Source organism: Bacillus sp. CCNWLW194 (assembly GCF_037120585.1).
Taxonomy (GTDB): domain Bacteria; phylum Bacillota; class Bacilli; order Bacillales; family Bacillaceae_G; genus Bacillus_A; species Bacillus_A basilensis.
On record NZ_JBBBBL010000004.1, the window covers coordinates 172655 to 190919 of the forward strand.

Below are 18265 nucleotides of genomic sequence, written 5' to 3' on the forward strand. Positions count from 1 at the left end.
TGTTTTCAATATGACTATATTAACATTTTTATTTACTATAGTCAATAAAATAAGTTTTTGTAATAAAAAAACACTCTGGAATCAACCAGAGCGAAAGGATAGTTTTTTTAGTTCGTTTTCTTTTTGTTTATCATCAATAACATGAGCATATATATCCATCGTAATGGATTTTTTAGAATGTCCAAGTATAGAAGAGAGGACAGGAATTGAAATGTTGTTTAATACACTATAAGATGCGAAAGTGTGCCGTAAATTGTGTGGGGAAATATGTTTATCTACGATAGACGATTCCTTTACAATTGTTCGAATGATTAATCGAATTGTTTTTGTAGTTAATGAAATATCAGGGTGTTTTTCGTTTCTTGGGAATAAGTATCCTGTTAATATAGGATGTTCCTTGCCATACATAGATAGAAGAGATGATTTATACGTATCAAACTCTTGAACTAATTCTTCATGTATAGGAATAGTTCTGTTTTTATTCCCTTTACCTTCATCTACTATAATTATACCTTCCGTGATATTAAAATGTTTCCATCTTAAATTTGTAAGTTCAGACACACGTAAACCTGAATATAAAAGTGTATAAAAGATAAAACGATTGCGTATATACTTTTCTTGCTTTTTAGGTGTAAGCCAAGGGGAAGTCTGAATGGAATCTAAGTAATATTGAACCTTTGCAACTTCTTCGTGATTTAATATATCTTTGTTGGGATTTTTTTTGTTTTTCATAGATTCAATTTTATGAGAGAAATCAGAGGAAATATATTCCCACTTATTCAGAAATTTAATGTATTTACGAAAACAGGCCCTTTTTCGATTTAATGTTGAGATTTCATATTCACTCGTGTTGTTGTATACACGCAAACTATTGATGTACAACAATAGTAGTTGTTCTAATCTTTTAAACTCAAAATCCATAGATTTGTTGTGTGGAATGGCAAATGTGAAAAATCCTTCTAAATCAAAACGATAACTTTTGATTGTGTTTGGTGCATATCTTAATCCTTCTAAGTAAAGTAAAAAATCTTCAATTGAACGTTCTATATTAAATGAATGTAACATAATTTCACCTTCTTTAAAATCATGGTATCACAATCTCTAAATTTGAGTAAACTACTATTTTTTTGTATAAATTTCTGTGTTGTTTAAATGATTTTTGAGGTTATATAGGTTTATGTTTCGGAGGGGTTTTACTGAGACGTACTCAGTTATGGTTTTAATAGTAGAATATTTCTAATGTACATATAATGGAGAGAAAATATGTAGGGGGTGTAGGAATTGATTCGAGCAGATAGTTTTAAAAAAAACTTAAAAGATGAAAAGGGGATAGGGACAGATGAGAAAGGAACTATCCCTTATAACACAAAATTTAAAGAAGTTGAGAAAATGGAGAAAGAAGAAGCAGAAAAAAACAAAGTAAAAAAACCTCCAATAGGATGGAAGATGAGAAAGCTGTCTTTTTCTAAGAGTGAAATACCATTTATTTTGCTTTTCTTAACAGGTGTATATGTATTGTTCTTATCTATGGCAAATGGAATGTTTGGAGAAATGTTTTCAGGTGGATATTTGATACTTATTACTCTATTTTTTTATAATATGTATCCATTCAAATACACAAATAATATCAATTTATTAACTTGGAATGTAACTACAACCATGTCTGCTTTATTTAAAAACAAATGTTATGGTTTTTATGTTAGAGGGAGGAAAATGGTAATTTATTTTGGAGGATTACTGTTAATTGCTCATTTAGTGATGCCATTTCTATCAGCGTTATTATTTTTAGGTATGATGATGGGGAGCTTGTTTTTGTTTTCCCAGAAAGAAACAAGGGATTTATATGTTCTATTTCGTGCATTTGGATTAATTGCTACAGGCATCTTGATTGTAAAGGCAATTTTTGTAGGAACAATCAATCCGTTTGACTCTATGACTTGTTTGCTCGTCTATACACTGTCAAATTGGTTGGAGAAAACAAAAATAACAAAACCTGTAAGTTAATCAAATAATAAAAAGAATGTAGTAGATACATTCTTTTTTATTATCCCAAAAAAAACCATTTAAGATGCATTTTGTGTGTTTTATGTGTGTTTTATGTGTGCTCAACATGTTTTTTATCAAAAAACACAAAAAGTACAAGAAAAAAACACACAAAAATTGTATAATTCTATATGTAAGCCATATTAAATATTTCATAAAGTAATAGTCAAGTAATATGTTTATTTAATTAATATAAAGAAAAATATGGTTTGAATGTAAACATTTTGTAAAGATTCCATAGAATATTACAGAAATATGTCGATAAATGTCGAAATGTAAGATAGTAATCGTTGACTAAATGGGGGTCTATTATATATAATGTTTATGTTACGTTTAATCGGGATAGTGTGTATAGCATATTGATAGATATATAATATAAAAAAAACACATGAGATTCATCGCCAAATAAATCACATGTGTTGGATAAAGTATATAAAGATATAAAGATATTAAAAATAAAAAAACAAAGAACTATTAAGCCATTGTGAAGAAGAATGCGTCATAAGAACCTGTAAAACCATCAAAATCTCGTGATGTGTATTCTCCAGTTAAAGAAGTGCTATACACCTTTTCTAAGATATTCTTAGAATCAATAAGGTTCATACTAATACCAATTTCGCCATCCACTTCATCTTCAATATAGACAACTTCTTTGTCAAAATGATTATGTAATTCCGCATCTGATTTAAAACGTTCAGGTAGCACAGGAATGAAAAGTTTTTCTTCCATGTTTCCACTCTTCGACTTAACCAAACGAATTGAAATGCCATCTACAAGTAGTGTATCCTCTATAGTTTGAATAAAATCCTCTTCTGTTAGGATAAGTGCCTTCACATATTGTTTTACTTTGTTAACTGTCATAACGAACTTCCACTCCTTGATTATATGTTATATATATATATTTAGATTATCCACGAACGGGATGAACTGCAAGTTTCCGTATTAATTATAACAAAATCTCGAATATAGTCAATGAATTTTTTAAAAATATCAACACTGAAAGTCCCATCTGATGGTAAAAACAGTTGAACTATATTGTAATATCAACGTTTCACAATAAAAAGATATGAATAATAAAGCATTTTCTTTTTATTAGGAAAATTCACTTTTATATACTATAGACAATGCTCATATAAAGATTGCTATGAGTTAATTCTAATTCGAGTTTGTGAATAATTAATCATTCGGAACATCTGTTCTTATTATAGCAAACAGGTGTTCTTTTTTCAATGTATTTTATAAGAATACATTGACCGATTTAGCTTAAAGTTCTCATCTAATATATTACTAAACATTTAAATTTAAATTTTTCTTCCTATATATAATATAGATTGTATACAATGAATCAAAAATTTGAATCCCTTTTACTACAATGTTTACATAATGTAATTATCGTAGACTTATATCATTGAAATGACATAAGAACCATTTCGTGCAGTTCTTCCATATGTAATGGAGGAATACTGCCCACTCATAAAGAGCATATATGTGTTTATCAAATATATTAGTAGAAGGAGTAGTTCCTTCCTAATATTTCTGGTTTGAATAATCCACTCATTCAAGAGCGTCATGTTCGTATCCTAATAATGCACCTATCGTTGTAAGGCTAAGGTGAATGGTCAGGTTGAATTTGTCCGTAAATTATATTCTTTTCCTGTGTAAATCCAGAGTTTTCTCATGTTGGTATCTCCTTTATAATTCATTTTTGTCAAAACCCTTTTTTATAATTATTCTTAATAAATTATAGATAGCTATATAAGGATATATTCTTTAATTTCTAAAAAATGTTTGATAATATATCATTATCGAACATTTTAGTAGACTATATATATCCATATATGTGAGAATATGTTGTATAATATGTCCATCTACTTATTAAAGAGGAACGGGATAACAAAAATCAAAATATATTTTAAAAGTTTAATTGGAATGTTATCTATCATAGTAGGGATTTTAGTGAATGCACAAGTTCGGAAAGCAGAAAATCTTTTGGAGGGAATAAAATGAAGAGGATTATATTAGATATTCAAGTTGGGGGAACATTAGATTTAAATGCATATAATATAGAAGGAAGAGATATAAAGAGAATATGGAGTGTGTATGATGAGCAGTTGATGTGGGATTCATGTAAATTCAATCCTCTGACAGGAAAACCAGTGGAAAGATTGGAAGATTTACATTTGAAACATCGTGAAGGTGTGTTTATTGAGGATTATGTACATGATTACAAGATATTAAAAGGTAATATTCTTCACTATTACACAAGAATAGCCCAGAATGGCGAGAAAATGAAGATTTTAATTGAACTAAAGGGATAAGTAATATGAAATTTGTTTTTACGTATTTTTCATTTTTATTAACTATATATAAATTAAATATAAAAATTTTATATAGTTAAGGTTAAAAATCAATAAGAAATTTACTTTAATACATATATTTTTTAGTAATGAAAAAATATTTATTATAGATGCACTTAAAAAGTACACATATGATAGTGTGCTTTTTGTTTTGTTTTTTAAACTATAGTTTGATATATTTTCAAATTTTAATAACTATAATAAAAAACAAATATATAGAATAGGTATTTCATAGAAATTGAATTGTAATAATGGTGAGACACAGAAACATTTATTTGTGTCTTTTTGAAGAAGGGATGTATAAAGATGTATAGTGAAAATCAAAAAGAATTAGAAATGCTGAAAGAGGAAATGGACGAAAATAACGAATCTTTATTGATGCATGCAATTGTATCATTCCTTTCAGTAATTGTCTGTACTACTTTAGAGATTTATTTTGATAGTTCTAAATGGTTATCTTATACTGTGTATGCAATATTATTTATTATTTTCTGTTACACTGTGTATTTAAATATTTCGACTACAAAGAAGTATTTTGCATGTAAAAAAGAATTGCATAGTAAATAAAAAAGTATATGATAGGGGTAAATACATCTAACTATATTGTTAGGTGTATTTTTATATACGTAGAAATTTTAATATTGTATGATTAAATCAAATAATTACGTGTAAATAAATAGCGGATGATAAATTGGTATTCTATAAAAATAATAATTGTATGGAGGAAAAAGTATGTTCGGAAACTCTATTATAAAGATGGTGGAAGATGTGGAAATGGTTAGGGCAAGGGATTTAGGAATGAGTGTTGAAGAGTACAGAACTATGCTTCGTGAGAAGGACAAGCAAAGAAAGGCAGATGAGGAACACTATTTAAACTCAGAACTATATGTCTTGGATATGAAAAAGAAAAAAGACAATTAATGTATTACTCAAGCACTTTTGTCTTTTAAAAGCACATATAACATGTGCTTTTTTCTATATTTATTTATGAATCTTCCTTAATTTTTAGCAGTATAATACATAGATTATAGAGATAAGGTATTTTTATAAATTTGGTAAAACAGGTGTTGAAATGATATCATTAAAGGAGACGAGAAGTTATGACAAATCAAAGTAAAAGTGTGAAAGAATTATTGATGGAATCTATTGTTGAAGTTACACCAGAGGAATTATTAAATGGATTACAGTGTGAATATGAAGCGCACAGGGTATTTATCGAGGCTTTATTAACAGATGAAAAACTGTGTGAAAGAATTAAAAAAACAAAAGATAATAAGTATTTACAATTTCTGAATGAAGTATATGTTTCTGTAAATGAAAAAAATTCTATCAAATGTGAGGTAGATGAAATTTCAGGAAATGTACAGGCATTAAAGAATAGTAAGCGTGGTTGGATAGGAATGATGAGTGAAGAGGCTATAGGTCAAGTGAAGTTTCATAAAAGACCATATACATATCGTTTTTCTGAAAAAACTTTAAGGGACGTTACTATTGAGAACGTAAAGGCAGTGAAAGAAAAATATATGAAGGCTAAGGATATTCATTATCTGGTTAAAGATAATGGTAGAACTATTATGGTCTTTGGGAAAAAAGAGATATACGAGCACTACAACTTGGGCTTAAAATATCAAGGTAGAATAGAAAGTATAAGAGATACATATGGTGATGATTGGACTCAATCAGATGCAGAGCAAGTATTTACCTGGACTGATGAACATGGTAGCTATGAGTTTGTTGTAGCAGAGTACAAAACAGAGGCAAAGTTAAGCCAGGAAGAACAAGAATACAATGATGGGTTATATAGATTTTATTTTAATATTGAAGAAGACACAGGTAATTATCGTTATCCAACAGATGTGTATCGAGATAATGAATTGTTTTAGAGGTATTAATAAATGAATTTGGATAAAGGAGCTTTTAGTATGGAACAATTAGATATTATAGAAATAACAGTGGTAGCAACAGATGTTTTACTTAGTGTAGAAAGAGTGTCAAAGAAAAATATAGATTTAATTGATTTTGCTGATTTAGTAAATGATAAAATAGAAGATTTAATGCAAGAGTATCGTCAAGTAAGTAAGACTTATGGAAAAGAAGGGAAAGAAATAATTTTTAATTCTTTTGTACGTCACTATTTTGAAAAGACCATTTTAAAACATTATAGGTTAGAAGAAGTGATAAAACCATTTTATACAGAAATCGAGTACGCTAAATAAGAGCAGGGGATAATTCCTCTGCTTTTTATTTTGCTATACAAAGAATAAAAGGGAGTGGATATCTTATGCAATAATGTTTTTATTGACTATAGTTTTTAAAAGTAGTAGCCTAATCAATAGAGAAATAGATTTAGATGATGGCAATATGAATCCTATAGGATTTGAATTTTAACAAATGTCCATTAAATATCACGTATTCGATATTGAACAAAGTATATAAAATGTGTATCGTATGAATTAGAGGTAATTTGGGAGGGAGTCAGGTGAAGTTTCAAGATGATTTGAATCACACGTCATTAATGATTGAAGAGCAGAAACAAAAGGGTAGTATAAATTTAAGTATGAAAAACTTGAATATGAATGAACGACCTATATCTCTATCAATCACAAGATTCAAAGTAAAAAAAATGCAAAAGGTTATTTACAATTATTTGCGTAAAATGAACGGAGCTAACATTTCGGTTTTTAGTGAATACTGGAATTTTCCATCAAAGAAAGCAGAACTACAATTGTCATTGAATGAAGAGAATAGATGGATTGAGATTAAGTTAGTTAAAAAGAGTGAAGATATCCAACAAGAATCATTATTTTATTTAAATGAACAACAATCTCAATTCTTACTAAACGGAATTCAAGAAGATGTTGTTGAAGAACAGCGAGAAGAAGTAACGGAAGTAGTAAAGAATGAAATAGAAGAAGAAGTGAAAGAAGAGACAAAAGAAGAAGTTGAAAAAATGGTAAAGGCAGTAAAGACAGTAAAGACAGTCGAATTAGAACCATTACGAGAAGTAAATGCTATATCAAAAATTGAAGCACTACATACTGATGTGATATTTGAGGATTTTTATAAAAAGACAAAGATAGCAGTAAATAAAGAAGAGGATAGAAATCGCATTGAGTTTAAAATAACAGGTCAAACATTTGATGAGAATCCAGTGTCTTTATGCATAACATACCCCAAGTTTTCTGCTATTCAAGAAATTTTAGTTAACTACTTACAGAAAATGAATAAGGAAGATGTTGATACACATGGTCAATCCTGGGAGTTTGCAGGGCAACATAGTATTTTTCTTGTGAATTTAGAAAGAGACAAGGCATTAGTAAGGTTAGAAATCGAATATGATAATGTGAAAAAAGATAGATATAATCGAGGGCACATTCACTTATCCAAAGAGGACATTGAAGAGATTATTAATAAAACATCTCAAATTTTATCCGCATAAAATATAAATTAGTTTTCTATAATGTTTCGAATACATAAAACAGGTATTTATTAAAATTAATTGATGGAGGATGAAATGATGAAAATGGGAATAAATCATATAGACCGAATTTTAGAGCGAAATTTGTAGAACGGTATATTATCGGTGAGACAAGGGTTAGTTGGATTGTTGGATATCGCATGGATACTTCACCAGATATAGGTGTGAAACTAAAAAAGAAAGACCGCACATTTTTTATTTCAGAGGAAGAAGTAGAACAGGCTTGTTGGATTCATAATCATAGATATAAAATTAAAGATAAATTAGATAGATGCAATGATTATGGTAAGTTAAAACAAATTGCGGATATTTTAAATTATCAAGATTAATAAGGAAGACATCCAATAAAGGGTGTCTTTTTTGTGTTTATTGGAATACTCCACATTATATTTATTGACTATAGTAAATAAAATACGTATGATTTAAATGTGACAATTAACTTTAGGGGGTGTAAGTATGAATGGTTTGGGATTATTGTTAGGCAGTATTGACTCAGAGATTCATAATTTAACTATTCACATGAAAGCTCCATTTAGAAAAGTATTGTGTGATAGATATAAGGGGAAATTCAATAATGAATTACTTTTTAAGGATTTTCTACGGGATATGAAAGATATTAATGTGTGGAATAAGTTTTATAACAATGCTATCTGTGGACAAGGACTATTCCTACATCACTTATTTCATGCGTATCAAGAACAGGGAGTACCTGCTAAATTAATTACAACAACAGAACAAATAGCAGGTTATCTATCCCATTATCATAAGTATACAGTAATGGATATTGATGCTAAAAGAACAACTGATGTAGAAGAAAAAATAAAGGTATTTACTAAGAGTGATATTAACATCTTGAGCTTAAATACATCTTCATTAGCAGGAGCGAAATATAGTCAAAAAAAGCTGTTTCTAAGAAATGTGTTTGAAAAAATTGCGAGCTTATCAGCAGAAGGAAATGTGATTTATTTATTATGTTTATTACATGTAGATAAGGAAGAAAAAACTGTGTTGGAAAACAGAGAGAATATTCGATTGGTTCAGTTTCAAACAGTGAATCAAATAAATAAATTAAACCCATTAGAGCTAAACATTTATATTCCACATGTTAATGATGGTGATAAAAAATCAGACGTGGATAAAATCACAAAAAACTTTCCTGGTGTTGATGATTGGATTTTTAAGAAAGATTATTTTTCTTATCATCATTTTGTATTTAACAATGGAGGAAAAACAGGGTTTTATTTCATGGATTATAAGAAAAAGGAGATGTGACTGGAATTTGAAGATTGGAGATAAGGTATGGATATTGGAACCTTTAACGTGGGAAAATTGGCATCTTCCTATGAAGAAACGTTTTGTTGAGGGCTACATTATTAGCCAAAATGAATTGTATTGGATTATTGGAAGAACTCTGTCGGAAGATGCAGAGATACTAAAGAGATGTAGAAAGGATAGACCTAATTTCTATACTACAGAGAAAGAAGTAGAAGAAGAATGTTGGTTATATGCAAATAGGGAAAGTATCGGGCATAAAGTGAAATTGTGCAAGAATCCTGAAGTTTTACGAAAAATAGCAGAACTTGTTGAATATTATGATTAATAAAAGTTATGAAGATAACCTTGGAAAGGCGAGGGCTATGGTGAAATAAGGATAAAAGAAAATCTAAAGGAGTGTAAGTGAAATGTTTATTTTGTTATTTATTGCATCAATTCTATGTCTTGTAGTTGGAGTAGTGTGGGGTATTAGAGAAGAAGAAGCAATGACTTTATTCCTTGGAGTATTGTTAGCTATCTTCTTTGGGATATTAGGCTATAATGATTTTCAAAAAGATAGTCGTGAAACTGCGATTGCCAACAAGTTGGACATTCCAAGGTCACAAATTGAATTCAAGGATGAAAAAGGGGATGTTATCGCAATTACAAAAGAGCATACATATAAATTCACATTTAAATCAATATCAGCAGATATTATAAAATATGAAGTAACAAAAGAAAATAACAATAAAGATTCTATGAAAGATAATAATGATAAAGCAAATGAATCTAAAACAAGTGATACTGAAGCAGTGAGAAAATTAGTTTCAGAGAAGTTACAATTAAAATTAGATGAAGTGGTAGTAACAAAAGATAAAGAGAATGTATACACAGCTATTACATCATCAGGTAAATACGTGGTAGAAACAGAAGAGAGTGCTACGACTATTAAAGCGATGGTAAAACAGTCATAAGAAATCATCTAAGAAGTGTAAAGGGTAGTTCATATTTTTAAGGCATGTCAATAAAGATGTGTCTTTTTTTAGTTTTATTCCATTGACAATAGTCAATAAAAAGATGTATGATTGTCATGAATTAACATTGACATAAAGGAAGTGAATGAATTTGTTTTTTAAGAGATTTAGAAAAAATCGTTTAGATAAAAAGAAGCAAGAAAGTATGGCTCGTGAGATTCCACTGGATATTTTAGAAAGTCAAAAAGAACGCCAGTTTCATAACCTTGTGATTGGTACTACGAATTCAGGCAAAACGGGTTATAAAGTTCCAGAAAGAGCTGTAACTTCTGCCAAAAATAAAAGAGTTAATGAAATGTATTCAGGAACTATAACAAATTCGTTACATCCATTAAATCCAACGCATACAGCTTTAAGTGATGATGACCTGGTAAAAACAGGGGGATGGGGTTCGCATGAGGTAGAAAATTCTTGTTCGAATGATTGCGGTGTTAGTGATTCAGGTGTTTGTTCTGATTAATAGAGAGGAAGATAAACATGAGTAGCGAAGTGAAATTAATTACGAATTTTCATGATTATTATGACCATCATTTTGATGGAAGTGGAGTGCCTTTTTTACGAAAACATGATATGGGAATGAATCGTCCTCAAATGCTTGATTATATGTCTTCTAAAGGCATTAAAACCGTTCCTTATGGTTACCTTCATGAAATGGCAAAGAAATACCCTCTATATACCGAAGTGGTTGTGTACACAGATATTAGCAAACACCAAGGGGAAGGGAAAATTCGAATGTCATTAATAGAAGCATTAGAAACCTATCCAATAGATACTTTCTGTACCTTACTTTGCGGGAATTTGGGTGAGAGTTGGAGAGTTCTAAATGTTGGTCGTAGAAAAACGATACTTGATTATCGTAGTAAGGATGACTGGAGAAGCAATGTAGGTGACGTTGAAATCACTATTGTTGATTGTTGGTCACGAATGCCTTCCTTTGAAGGGATTTTAGACCCATATGAGTTCCCATTGGTAGCAATTGATTATGTTAAAGATGGGAAAGAGTTATTAGCGGTTGATTTAAATGTTGCTCCACAATTAAAAGGTACAGGAATGGAAGATATCGTAACTCCTGAAAAAGTAGTCAATGAAATGAAAAAGTATATAGGGAGAGGGGCTATGAAACATGGGATTAGATAATCTATTTGTAGTAACAAAAGAATGGGCAGAGAATAATAACTGTTTAAAAGAGGATGGAGCTATAGATTTTAAAGTCGTAGCAAAAACTTTAAATACGAATGAATTTATTATAGATATGGATAGTTTTAGAATTAAAAGACCGTTAACTCCTGAAGAAATAAATGAAACAATTAAAAAAGCTATTGAATATTTCTCTAAAAAAATAGAAGAGCCAAAAGTTGAGGAACCATGCCAATATAAGGTTCATATTCTATCGAATGGTAAAGTTTCGGAATTATAAAATGAGTTATAACAATTGGATAGGACTTCTAAAAATGAATGTAGGTGTTTAATGTGAGTGGAGTTATAACGTTTTTGTGTATTTTGGTTGGAGGGTTATTGTTATTGGTAGGAACAAGCATACTTATTTCAGCCATTCGATATGGTGATGGGGTGTTTTTCGGAGTAATTGCGATTTTCATCGGGTTTATTCTAATAACCTATCCGATTTCAAAGGCTGATATAGAGAGGGGCGAAAAAATCAATAATGCAATTACAAAAGAATTACATGTGGATGATTCTGAATATAAAATCGTAAATAGAGATGATGATATATATGAAGTGGCAACAAAAACTAATAGATATAAATTTTATTTTAACCCGAATGGAACTTTATTCAAGGTTGAAAAAATAAAGGATAGTGAGTCATTACATGATATCAAAGAAAGTGAAGAAAAAACGAATATAAGGGAGAAAGATATTATATCTGAAGTTAAAAAAGCAGTTGCTAAAAAGTTAAATATTAACAATGATGACGTTATTATTGAAAAAGAGAGTGATAAGGATAACCGTTATATAGCAACTACTTCTGTAGGTATTTATTACGTACAAACATCTGAAGGAACGATAAATGTAGATGGAATAGTAAAGAAACAATAACTATTAATTTATATAAAATGATATTATGTTTCTGGATTCTCTCAATGAATATAGGTGATAAGTTCTCTTGTATTCATTGAGCATGTCACTATATGTATAGAAAGGGGGAGATTTTTATGACATTTAAAGTAGTTGTTTGCTTGGCTATTGCTATAGCAGGTATTTTGTTAATGGCAATAAGTGAAAAATCAAAAACTAAAAAAGGGTTTATAGGAATGGTAGTAGGAATGGTCCTTGTTATGGTTACTGCTCTTTATATTGTCCATGAAAAGCTTAATTCAGAATTTAAGCACTATGCATCCATTCAAAATGTAATCTCAAGTGAATTACAGCTAAAACCAACTGAATTTAATATAAGCAACATAAAAAGAAATATTTTTGAAGTGGCAACAAAAACAGCAACATATAAGGCATATTTCAATGAGAATGAAAAACTATTTAAACTGGATAAATTAAATTACGTTGAATCAATTCCTACTTCAGGATTAGATAGATATGTAAACAAGAAAGGCTCAAGTGAAAAGGAACAAGTAAAGGGTTTAATTGCTCAAAAATTAGATATAAGCCCCACTAAACTGGAAATAAACGAATTGGATTATAATTCGTATGAAGTAGTCACAAAAACAGAAACCTATAAAGCCTATGTAAAAGAAGGTATGCTATTTAAACTCGATAAGGTTAACAATGTAGAAGCTGTAAAATAATGAATTGAAACAGGGGAATAATGATGGATATTTTACTAAATATAAGTAGGGAAACATTATTAGTTATACAGTTAGTAGAATGTATTTCATTTGTACTTTCAAGAATTTTGTATGAAATTAAACCAAAAAGGTCCACTTTGATTTTAGTTATTGTTGTCGGGATTATGACCGTTTGGACAATTATTGCAGACCCCAACTTTTCTAAGCTCTTTAACTAAAGAATATAGAAACATATATCTTATATACGCAAAGGAAGGTACATATAATGTTCGCTTTAAAAATGGGACTACGGAGATTTTGCGAGTAGACACCGTTGCGAATGAATCTTATAAGAGACCTGAATAAATAGGTCTGAATATTCAATAAAAGGATTAATAAAAATGATACATGCAATTCAACACATGAATGAAAGAGATATTTACTTATTTATCACATTTTTGTTTTTAACTTGTTTCTTTCAAATGGCTGAAATAGAAACAAAGAAACTATATTGGACTCTATTATGTTTTATCTCAGCATCATGCTTGATTTTTCAAGGTTTAAAAGCCTTACATAGTGCTTATGAAGTTGCAGATGAAAATAAAGTAGCAGTAAAGCGATTAGATAAACAACAATCATTAGCTAACATTAGACAACTTGTAGCAGAGAAATTATACGTAAAGAAAGAACAAATAGTGTTAGAAAAAGAAACACAGGTAGAATATATTGCAAAAACAGAAAAAGGAAACTACCTTATTGAGTTATCAAAAGATAACAATAAAATAGAGATGATTATAAAATTGAAAGGATAAATGAATATGACATGGAAAGAAATTTTGGGTGTATTTGCATGTATGCTGTTTTTGAGTGGTATTGCTGTAGTTGGGCTTGACTACGTTGAGGGAATTAAAGACCTTAAAGAAAATAGGTATAAAGCAATTTCAAAAGAATTGAAGATTCCAGAATCTAAAATAGAAATCAAAAAAGAAAGAGATAGTGAAGGAAAAGATTATTACGAGGCAATTACACAGGATGGAGAATATTCAATTCTATTTAAAAAAGATGCTGATTCGATTGTAGCCATTCATAAAAAAGAGAAAACAAACAGAGACTTATAAAGAAAGGGGGTTACGTGGAATTATTTATTTGGGGTGTTTTTTGGAATGCCACTACTATTAGTAGGTGCATTTTGTATTTATGAAGGAATGAAAAGCGATAATGACACGATTAAAGACGAAACCTATAATCTTGCTACTGTGTTTATAACTCTTCCATTTTGTGTATGAGTATTCATTCGTTTTTGTGAAATGTATAATGTTTCGCATTAGAGAGAGAGAGGAGAAAAAGAATGATATATATTATTTTAATTATTATTTTTGTATTTGGACTATTACTAATGCATATCGCAGATAAAAAAGGTACTGATGGCATAGGTATAACAGGAATAGTTATGTTAGTTCTTTCAGGATTAATATTTATTGTATTGGGCATATCTGATGTACTTAGTAATGCTAAAGCACCACAAGAAAAGCTCAATAGTGATAGAGAGATTAGTATATCAAAAGAATTAAAAATTCCTAAAGAACAGATAAGATTTGAATCTGAAGATAGAGATTCTCTAAATGCTATTTCATTAAAAGGCGATTATTTTGTTCAATTCAAACAAAAAACAGCCACCATTGTAAAAATGGAACCATTAAAGAACAAATCAGGAAGAGAGTGAGTACACATGTATGTACTTATAGCAGGTATCACAATATTTACATGCGGTTTCGTTAGTTGGAGTATCTTGTTATTAAATAAAAGTGGTAATGAATATAAAGGATATTTATTTATGTCACTTGGAGTAATCCTAATTGTAATAGGTTCATATCCTTGTATGGTGCAGACAGGACAGAATCCAAATAAGCTTCAGGAAGAAAGATTAAAGAATGTATCAGAAGAACTTAATCTTCCTAAAAATGAAATTGATATTGTTTATAACACGAACAATGTAGGTCGTGTTTCATATAAAGAAGGTAATTATATAGTACATTTCATAGGAGAATCTTCTGTTATTTTAAGATTAAAATCCGAAGTGAATTTAGATAAATATTGTTGGTTTTAAGGAGGATATTAGAATGATTTCAATACCCATGGAGGAATATTTAAATACGGTGACAATCCATATTTTTGATTTTTATGATTTCCCTTTATTCTGGATTACTAAGTCCAAAGAGGAAAAGTATTATTTACACTATTTTGTTGAGGATGTAGATAACAAAACAGATAAATGGTTATTTAGTGAGATTTCAAATGATGAAAGACTTCAATTAGTGGAACGAAAAATTTCGACTTTAACGTTGTTAAAAAACTTGCTACGTAACCAACGTTTATATTATCTATTTGCTAATCATGTTGATGAGAAGCTGATGCTTGAACCAATCAATCAAGATAATTTGAACCCTGATGGTTTTCCAGAGGATGAATACTTTGTGGAGTATGATTATATCTCGAACAAAAAATTAGGATAGATTCTTATAAAAAGAATAGGTATGAAATAGAATATTAAATCTTAATTACATTGAAAAAGAAAGAGGCGATAGATATATGGTTGTAAAGTTATTAATTAATCAGCAAGAAACGATGGAACAAATTCAAAAATTTAGTAATACTTACGGAATTGACGTTGAATTTGCAAAGAAAGGGCTTCTACTTTTCTATAAAACAGCATTGTATATGATTAAAAACGGGGATAGAAAAGAGAAGGATTATATTGTTGTAAGAGCTACTGATATTGCATTCGATGAGAGAGAAAGAGAAATTGTATTTAAGGTTCGATTCGGTAGTGGATTATTCCCTTGGTACTACGGTTATGTTTCAGTAAACTATCGAAGTGGAGAAATGTTTACACAAGTTGGAGATGAGGAAAAGAGACTTGTAGATATAGATACTTTAGATATTAGTGAATTAAAGGAATTTGAAAAGAATTTAAATGTATTAGAAGGATAATACCGGTTTACAATAATTATATTATGGATACTAAAAAACAGGAGAGAGTTCACTCTTCTGTTTTTTATTTACTATAGTCAATGGTAATGTTATGATGAATGAGGACAGGGGCTGATAATGTGTTGACGTTTTTTCATTTTCAAGATTGTTATAAAGTCATTCTTGTTTTCGCGTTAAGTTCCATTGGCTTTTTCATTTTATTTATTACAATTCTATCGAAAGAGTGGGAATATGAAAAAATTACAAATAAAAGAATGCCTTCAGAGTTTTTCTATGTTTCGTTTTTATGTGGGGCACTTGTTTCCTTACTGGCAGTATTCTTGATAGATTTCAATAACATGCAGGAAGAGAAAGAGAACTCCGTAAAAATAGAATATCAATCAGTAGCAAAAGCTTTAGATGTTAATGAAAACGATATTGTTTTTCATGATTTTGAAGATAGTGAGGGGGAAGTTCAAAAAAATCAAAAAGGCTACATCATAAAGAAATTAGATAAACAATATGTTGTTATTTTTGATAGTGATATAAAAATAACAAAGATTATAAGGCTTACTGAATTATATAAAATTACTGAAACAGAAAAGGAGTGAAGAAAGTGACTTTTTATATTTTGATTAAGTTTACTGTTATTGGTTTTTTAGTATTAACCATGTTATTTATGCTGGGAGTCCTCTTTTTTGGGGATAAATCAGATATCATATACCAACTTCCAATGATTACAATTGTATGCTTTATTGTTAGTTCTTTTATTTTCTTTCCGCTACAAGCAAACTATCAGAAGAAAGCCGTTGTGGATAGTTTACATTTAAAAAATGAAAATGAAATAGAGTCAATGAATTCGATAGGTCGTCATGACAAGTCATTCTATGAAGTGAAGATAAAAGATGGTTTTTATCATGTAACTTTTGAAAGTGGAGCCTTAGTACCAACTGTTAGTAAGGTAGAAAAGGTAAATGGAGAAAAGTAGAATCGTTCAAATTACATATAAGTATTATTGAGACTAACAAGGGGATAGAAGGATGTTAAATTTATATTTTTTATTAAAAATTTCAACTTTGGTATTTTTTATACTGGTATTTGTGTTTATGTATAGAGTTCTTTTTGTTGAAAACTCATGGTCATTGATATTGGTAGTTATTAGTGCTCTATGTTTTGCACTATCAGGAGGAGCTTTAATGAATGAAATAACAAAGCAGGAAAGGAAAGCTGTTGCAGATAGCTTGCATTTGAAAAATGCAGATGAAATAGAGTCTATAGAACCTATTGGTCGTAATAAAGCATTTTATGAAGTAAAGACAAAAGAAGGCTCCTATCATGTAACTTTCAAAGAAGGAGCCATTATCAAAGTAGAAAAGTTAGAGATTAAAGAGTTGAGCCATTAATAGTATAAATAAAAAGAGGATGCATATGCATCCTCTTTTTGGTGATTCTTTAAGTATAACAGCCTTTAATAGTTTCGCATATGTATATAAAAAAGTCAATAAGGTTAAATATTTTTATAGTCGATTACTTTCTAAAAACAGAATGAAGTGAAAAGAACCATAAAGTAATATTGAAATAGCTATTCTTATTAATAGATTTAATATGAATTTTAATCTAAAGGTCTATTCCTCCTCTGTTTTTTAATTAGTAAGTAGACGTACAAAAGCGATAATTAAGATGGACAATCCTGCACCGCTTATAATACCTGTTAGGAACCGCAAGACGTGATTACTGGTTCTCCATTTCTTTAATTGTGTGTATCCATCAACTACCATGGAAATCTGTAGAAGTAAACCTATATAGAAGGGTGCAGAATATATAAAGAATATGGGGATGAGCAAATGTCCTAAGAGTATAGCAAAACATCGTGTGCATATAGGCATTTGTTTTCCTCTTATATGTAAGCACCTTTCTTTTCTTCGATGACAAGGTATTAATAAACAAGCCTTATATAAAAACGTTGTAGGTTTCATTATGTTAAAAGCACCCTTTCTTTTTTATAAACTACAGCAATCTGCGTTCATGCATTCTACACCATCACAATCAATTTCTAAAATCTGCATTTTACCACATTCAATATCCACGCAATCAAATCCATTTTTTTGATTCATGTCACAAGCTAAACAATCCAGACTATCAATACAAACTCCCATAGTTGAATCCGCATTATTTTTCATAAGTTGTCTTCTATAGTAGTAAAGTATGCTGAGTAAAAGAGATATCCCGCCAATCACTCCATAAATGATTCCAGATTTCATATTGTTATTATGAATTGCAATCCCTGAGGCGATAAGCAATCCTATATTAAGAGCATTCCAAAGAAAAAACATTTAACCTCATCTCCTTCCTTTTAGTTTTTATTTATTAACTATATTATATATTATTATT

The 18265-nt window shown here is 29.5% G+C and carries 30 protein-coding genes; 26 read left to right on the forward strand and 4 right to left on the reverse strand.

All coding sequences use genetic code 11. The features are described 5' to 3' along the window. Nucleotides 1-81: 81 nt before the first annotated feature. The gene (locus V7S50_RS10230; RefSeq protein ID WP_098434060.1) at nucleotides 82-1065 is read right to left on the reverse strand and encodes a tyrosine-type recombinase/integrase; all 984 of its coding nucleotides are present in this window, start codon (nucleotides 1063-1065) and stop codon (nucleotides 82-84) included. Nucleotides 1066-1281: 216 nt separating this feature from the next. Between V7S50_RS10230 and V7S50_RS10235 the strand changes: the two genes are divergently transcribed. Then, complete coding sequence (locus V7S50_RS10235) at nucleotides 1282-2004, forward strand: hypothetical protein (RefSeq protein WP_336376098.1); 723 nt, start codon at nucleotides 1282-1284, stop codon at nucleotides 2002-2004. A gap of 513 nt (nucleotides 2005-2517) precedes the next feature. On the opposite strand, the gene V7S50_RS10240 is transcribed toward V7S50_RS10235, so the two are convergent. Beyond that, nucleotides 2518-2904 carry a hypothetical protein gene (locus tag V7S50_RS10240; protein ID WP_098349593.1) on the reverse strand — a complete coding sequence of 129 codons (387 nt, stop codon included), beginning with the start codon at nucleotides 2902-2904 and terminating at the stop codon, nucleotides 2518-2520. Between the two features lie 1142 nt (nucleotides 2905-4046). Between V7S50_RS10240 and V7S50_RS10245 the strand changes: the two genes are divergently transcribed. The 25 genes from V7S50_RS10245 to V7S50_RS10365 all read left to right on the forward strand — a co-directional run bounded on the left by V7S50_RS10245 (nucleotide 4047) and on the right by V7S50_RS10365 (nucleotide 17277). Beyond that, nucleotides 4047-4361: a hypothetical protein gene (locus V7S50_RS10245; RefSeq protein WP_336376097.1), complete on the forward strand. Its 315-nt coding sequence runs from the start codon at nucleotides 4047-4049 to the stop codon at nucleotides 4359-4361. A gap of 345 nt (nucleotides 4362-4706) precedes the next feature. Next, a complete protein-coding gene (locus V7S50_RS10250; RefSeq protein ID WP_336376096.1) occupies nucleotides 4707-4967 on the forward strand; it encodes a hypothetical protein in 261 nt (86 codons plus the stop codon). A 165-nt stretch (nucleotides 4968-5132) separates the two neighbouring features. Further along, nucleotides 5133-5321: a hypothetical protein gene (locus V7S50_RS10255; RefSeq protein WP_061662607.1), complete on the forward strand. Its 189-nt coding sequence runs from the start codon at nucleotides 5133-5135 to the stop codon at nucleotides 5319-5321. Between the two features lie 179 nt (nucleotides 5322-5500). Next, nucleotides 5501-6283: a hypothetical protein gene (locus V7S50_RS10260; RefSeq protein WP_336376095.1), complete on the forward strand. Its 783-nt coding sequence runs from the start codon at nucleotides 5501-5503 to the stop codon at nucleotides 6281-6283. 39 nt (nucleotides 6284-6322) lie between these two features. Continuing rightward, entirely contained in the window at nucleotides 6323-6616 is a 294-nt protein-coding gene (locus V7S50_RS10265; RefSeq protein WP_061662835.1) for a hypothetical protein, read from the forward strand. Between the two features lie 263 nt (nucleotides 6617-6879). After that, nucleotides 6880-7839, forward strand: a complete 960-nt coding sequence (locus V7S50_RS10270; RefSeq protein ID WP_336376094.1) for a hypothetical protein — start codon at nucleotides 6880-6882, stop codon at nucleotides 7837-7839. Between the two features lie 179 nt (nucleotides 7840-8018). Further along, complete coding sequence (locus V7S50_RS10275) at nucleotides 8019-8207, forward strand: hypothetical protein (protein WP_061662604.1); 189 nt, start codon at nucleotides 8019-8021, stop codon at nucleotides 8205-8207. A gap of 127 nt (nucleotides 8208-8334) precedes the next feature. After that, complete coding sequence (locus V7S50_RS10280) at nucleotides 8335-9150, forward strand: hypothetical protein (protein WP_336376093.1); 816 nt, start codon at nucleotides 8335-8337, stop codon at nucleotides 9148-9150. Between the two features lie 7 nt (nucleotides 9151-9157). Next, nucleotides 9158-9478: a hypothetical protein gene (locus V7S50_RS10285; protein WP_319790733.1), complete on the forward strand. Its 321-nt coding sequence runs from the start codon at nucleotides 9158-9160 to the stop codon at nucleotides 9476-9478. Between the two features lie 82 nt (nucleotides 9479-9560). Then, the gene (locus tag V7S50_RS10290) at nucleotides 9561-10106 is read left to right on the forward strand and encodes a hypothetical protein (RefSeq protein WP_336376092.1); all 546 of its coding nucleotides are present in this window, start codon (nucleotides 9561-9563) and stop codon (nucleotides 10104-10106) included. Between the two features lie 145 nt (nucleotides 10107-10251). Then, nucleotides 10252-10626, forward strand: a complete 375-nt coding sequence (locus tag V7S50_RS10295) for a hypothetical protein (RefSeq protein ID WP_336376899.1) — start codon at nucleotides 10252-10254, stop codon at nucleotides 10624-10626. Between the two features lie 17 nt (nucleotides 10627-10643). Continuing rightward, nucleotides 10644-11303 (forward strand): hypothetical protein, encoded by a 660-nt coding sequence (locus tag V7S50_RS10300; protein ID WP_336376090.1) that lies wholly within the window; start codon nucleotides 10644-10646, stop codon nucleotides 11301-11303. Beyond that, on the forward strand, nucleotides 11290-11583 hold the full coding sequence (locus V7S50_RS10305; RefSeq protein WP_144536888.1) for a hypothetical protein: 294 nt from the start codon (nucleotides 11290-11292) through the stop codon (nucleotides 11581-11583). Before V7S50_RS10300 ends, V7S50_RS10305 begins: the two co-directional genes overlap by 14 nt. 53 nt (nucleotides 11584-11636) lie before the next feature. After that, entirely contained in the window at nucleotides 11637-12221 is a 585-nt protein-coding gene (locus V7S50_RS10310; protein WP_336376089.1) for a hypothetical protein, read from the forward strand. A 116-nt stretch (nucleotides 12222-12337) separates the two neighbouring features. Beyond that, nucleotides 12338-12925: a hypothetical protein gene (locus V7S50_RS10315; protein WP_336376088.1), complete on the forward strand. Its 588-nt coding sequence runs from the start codon at nucleotides 12338-12340 to the stop codon at nucleotides 12923-12925. 380 nt (nucleotides 12926-13305) lie between these two features. After that, nucleotides 13306-13716, forward strand: a complete 411-nt coding sequence (locus V7S50_RS10320; RefSeq protein WP_336376087.1) for a hypothetical protein — start codon at nucleotides 13306-13308, stop codon at nucleotides 13714-13716. 6 nt (nucleotides 13717-13722) lie between these two features. After that, on the forward strand, nucleotides 13723-14022 hold the full coding sequence (locus tag V7S50_RS10325; protein WP_336376086.1) for a hypothetical protein: 300 nt from the start codon (nucleotides 13723-13725) through the stop codon (nucleotides 14020-14022). Between the two features lie 45 nt (nucleotides 14023-14067). Further along, the gene (locus V7S50_RS10330; protein ID WP_336376085.1) at nucleotides 14068-14190 is read left to right on the forward strand and encodes a hypothetical protein; all 123 of its coding nucleotides are present in this window, start codon (nucleotides 14068-14070) and stop codon (nucleotides 14188-14190) included. 62 nt (nucleotides 14191-14252) lie between these two features. Further along, a complete protein-coding gene (locus V7S50_RS10335; RefSeq protein WP_336376084.1) occupies nucleotides 14253-14627 on the forward strand; it encodes a hypothetical protein in 375 nt (124 codons plus the stop codon). 111 nt (nucleotides 14628-14738) lie between these two features. Continuing rightward, the gene (locus V7S50_RS10340; protein ID WP_336376083.1) at nucleotides 14739-15011 is read left to right on the forward strand and encodes a hypothetical protein; all 273 of its coding nucleotides are present in this window, start codon (nucleotides 14739-14741) and stop codon (nucleotides 15009-15011) included. A gap of 13 nt (nucleotides 15012-15024) precedes the next feature. Continuing rightward, nucleotides 15025-15417, forward strand: coding sequence for a DUF6575 domain-containing protein (locus V7S50_RS10345; protein ID WP_336376082.1), 393 nt, complete (start codon nucleotides 15025-15027; stop codon nucleotides 15415-15417). Nucleotides 15418-15493: 76 nt separating this feature from the next. Beyond that, nucleotides 15494-15895, forward strand: a complete 402-nt coding sequence (locus V7S50_RS10350; protein WP_336376081.1) for a hypothetical protein — start codon at nucleotides 15494-15496, stop codon at nucleotides 15893-15895. Nucleotides 15896-16014: 119 nt separating this feature from the next. After that, nucleotides 16015-16485: a hypothetical protein gene (locus V7S50_RS10355; RefSeq protein ID WP_336376080.1), complete on the forward strand. Its 471-nt coding sequence runs from the start codon at nucleotides 16015-16017 to the stop codon at nucleotides 16483-16485. Between the two features lie 5 nt (nucleotides 16486-16490). Next, nucleotides 16491-16862 (forward strand): hypothetical protein, encoded by a 372-nt coding sequence (locus tag V7S50_RS10360; RefSeq protein ID WP_242298900.1) that lies wholly within the window; start codon nucleotides 16491-16493, stop codon nucleotides 16860-16862. 52 nt (nucleotides 16863-16914) lie between these two features. Further along, nucleotides 16915-17277, forward strand: coding sequence for a hypothetical protein (locus V7S50_RS10365; protein WP_336376079.1), 363 nt, complete (start codon nucleotides 16915-16917; stop codon nucleotides 17275-17277). Nucleotides 17278-17517: 240 nt separating this feature from the next. Here V7S50_RS10365 and V7S50_RS10370 read toward each other — a convergent pair whose 3' ends face one another. Together V7S50_RS10370 and V7S50_RS10375 are read right to left on the reverse strand one after the other, a co-directional pair. Further along, nucleotides 17518-17850, reverse strand: a complete 333-nt coding sequence (locus tag V7S50_RS10370) for a DUF2085 domain-containing protein (protein WP_336376078.1) — start codon at nucleotides 17848-17850, stop codon at nucleotides 17518-17520. Nucleotides 17851-17874: 24 nt separating this feature from the next. After that, the gene (locus V7S50_RS10375; protein ID WP_242289098.1) at nucleotides 17875-18207 is read right to left on the reverse strand and encodes a hypothetical protein; all 333 of its coding nucleotides are present in this window, start codon (nucleotides 18205-18207) and stop codon (nucleotides 17875-17877) included. Between the last annotated feature and the right edge of the window lie 58 nt (nucleotides 18208-18265).

Excerpts from the sequence above, each read along its gene's own strand:
- V7S50_RS10230 (WP_098434060.1), bottom strand. The coding sequence starts at position 1,065 with ATGTTACATTCATTTAATATAGAACGTTCAATTGAAGATTTTTTACTT.
- V7S50_RS10240 (WP_098349593.1), bottom strand. The coding sequence starts at position 2,904 with ATGACAGTTAACAAAGTAAAACAATATGTGAAGGCACTTATCCTAACA.
- V7S50_RS10245 (WP_336376097.1), top strand. The coding sequence starts at position 4,047 with ATGAAGAGGATTATATTAGATATTCAAGTTGGGGGAACATTAGATTTA.
- V7S50_RS10250 (WP_336376096.1), top strand. The coding sequence starts at position 4,707 with ATGTATAGTGAAAATCAAAAAGAATTAGAAATGCTGAAAGAGGAAATG.
- V7S50_RS10255 (WP_061662607.1), top strand. The coding sequence starts at position 5,133 with ATGTTCGGAAACTCTATTATAAAGATGGTGGAAGATGTGGAAATGGTT.
- V7S50_RS10260 (WP_336376095.1), top strand. The coding sequence starts at position 5,501 with ATGACAAATCAAAGTAAAAGTGTGAAAGAATTATTGATGGAATCTATT.
- V7S50_RS10265 (WP_061662835.1), top strand. The coding sequence starts at position 6,323 with ATGGAACAATTAGATATTATAGAAATAACAGTGGTAGCAACAGATGTT.
- V7S50_RS10275 (WP_061662604.1), top strand. The coding sequence starts at position 8,019 with ATGGATACTTCACCAGATATAGGTGTGAAACTAAAAAAGAAAGACCGC.
- V7S50_RS10280 (WP_336376093.1), top strand. The coding sequence starts at position 8,335 with ATGAATGGTTTGGGATTATTGTTAGGCAGTATTGACTCAGAGATTCAT.
- V7S50_RS10290 (WP_336376092.1), top strand. The coding sequence starts at position 9,561 with ATGTTTATTTTGTTATTTATTGCATCAATTCTATGTCTTGTAGTTGGA.
- V7S50_RS10295 (WP_336376899.1), top strand. The coding sequence starts at position 10,252 with ATGAATTTGTTTTTTAAGAGATTTAGAAAAAATCGTTTAGATAAAAAG.
- V7S50_RS10300 (WP_336376090.1), top strand. The coding sequence starts at position 10,644 with ATGAGTAGCGAAGTGAAATTAATTACGAATTTTCATGATTATTATGAC.
- V7S50_RS10305 (WP_144536888.1), top strand. The coding sequence starts at position 11,290 with ATGGGATTAGATAATCTATTTGTAGTAACAAAAGAATGGGCAGAGAAT.
- V7S50_RS10315 (WP_336376088.1), top strand. The coding sequence starts at position 12,338 with ATGACATTTAAAGTAGTTGTTTGCTTGGCTATTGCTATAGCAGGTATT.
- V7S50_RS10320 (WP_336376087.1), top strand. The coding sequence starts at position 13,306 with ATGATACATGCAATTCAACACATGAATGAAAGAGATATTTACTTATTT.
- V7S50_RS10325 (WP_336376086.1), top strand. The coding sequence starts at position 13,723 with ATGACATGGAAAGAAATTTTGGGTGTATTTGCATGTATGCTGTTTTTG.
- V7S50_RS10330 (WP_336376085.1), top strand. The coding sequence starts at position 14,068 with ATGCCACTACTATTAGTAGGTGCATTTTGTATTTATGAAGGAATGAAA.
- V7S50_RS10335 (WP_336376084.1), top strand. The coding sequence starts at position 14,253 with ATGATATATATTATTTTAATTATTATTTTTGTATTTGGACTATTACTA.
- V7S50_RS10340 (WP_336376083.1), top strand. The coding sequence starts at position 14,739 with ATGTCACTTGGAGTAATCCTAATTGTAATAGGTTCATATCCTTGTATG.
- V7S50_RS10345 (WP_336376082.1), top strand. The coding sequence starts at position 15,025 with ATGATTTCAATACCCATGGAGGAATATTTAAATACGGTGACAATCCAT.
- V7S50_RS10350 (WP_336376081.1), top strand. The coding sequence starts at position 15,494 with ATGGTTGTAAAGTTATTAATTAATCAGCAAGAAACGATGGAACAAATT.
- V7S50_RS10365 (WP_336376079.1), top strand. The coding sequence starts at position 16,915 with ATGTTAAATTTATATTTTTTATTAAAAATTTCAACTTTGGTATTTTTT.
- V7S50_RS10370 (WP_336376078.1), bottom strand. The coding sequence starts at position 17,850 with ATGAAACCTACAACGTTTTTATATAAGGCTTGTTTATTAATACCTTGT.
- V7S50_RS10375 (WP_242289098.1), bottom strand. The coding sequence starts at position 18,207 with ATGTTTTTTCTTTGGAATGCTCTTAATATAGGATTGCTTATCGCCTCA.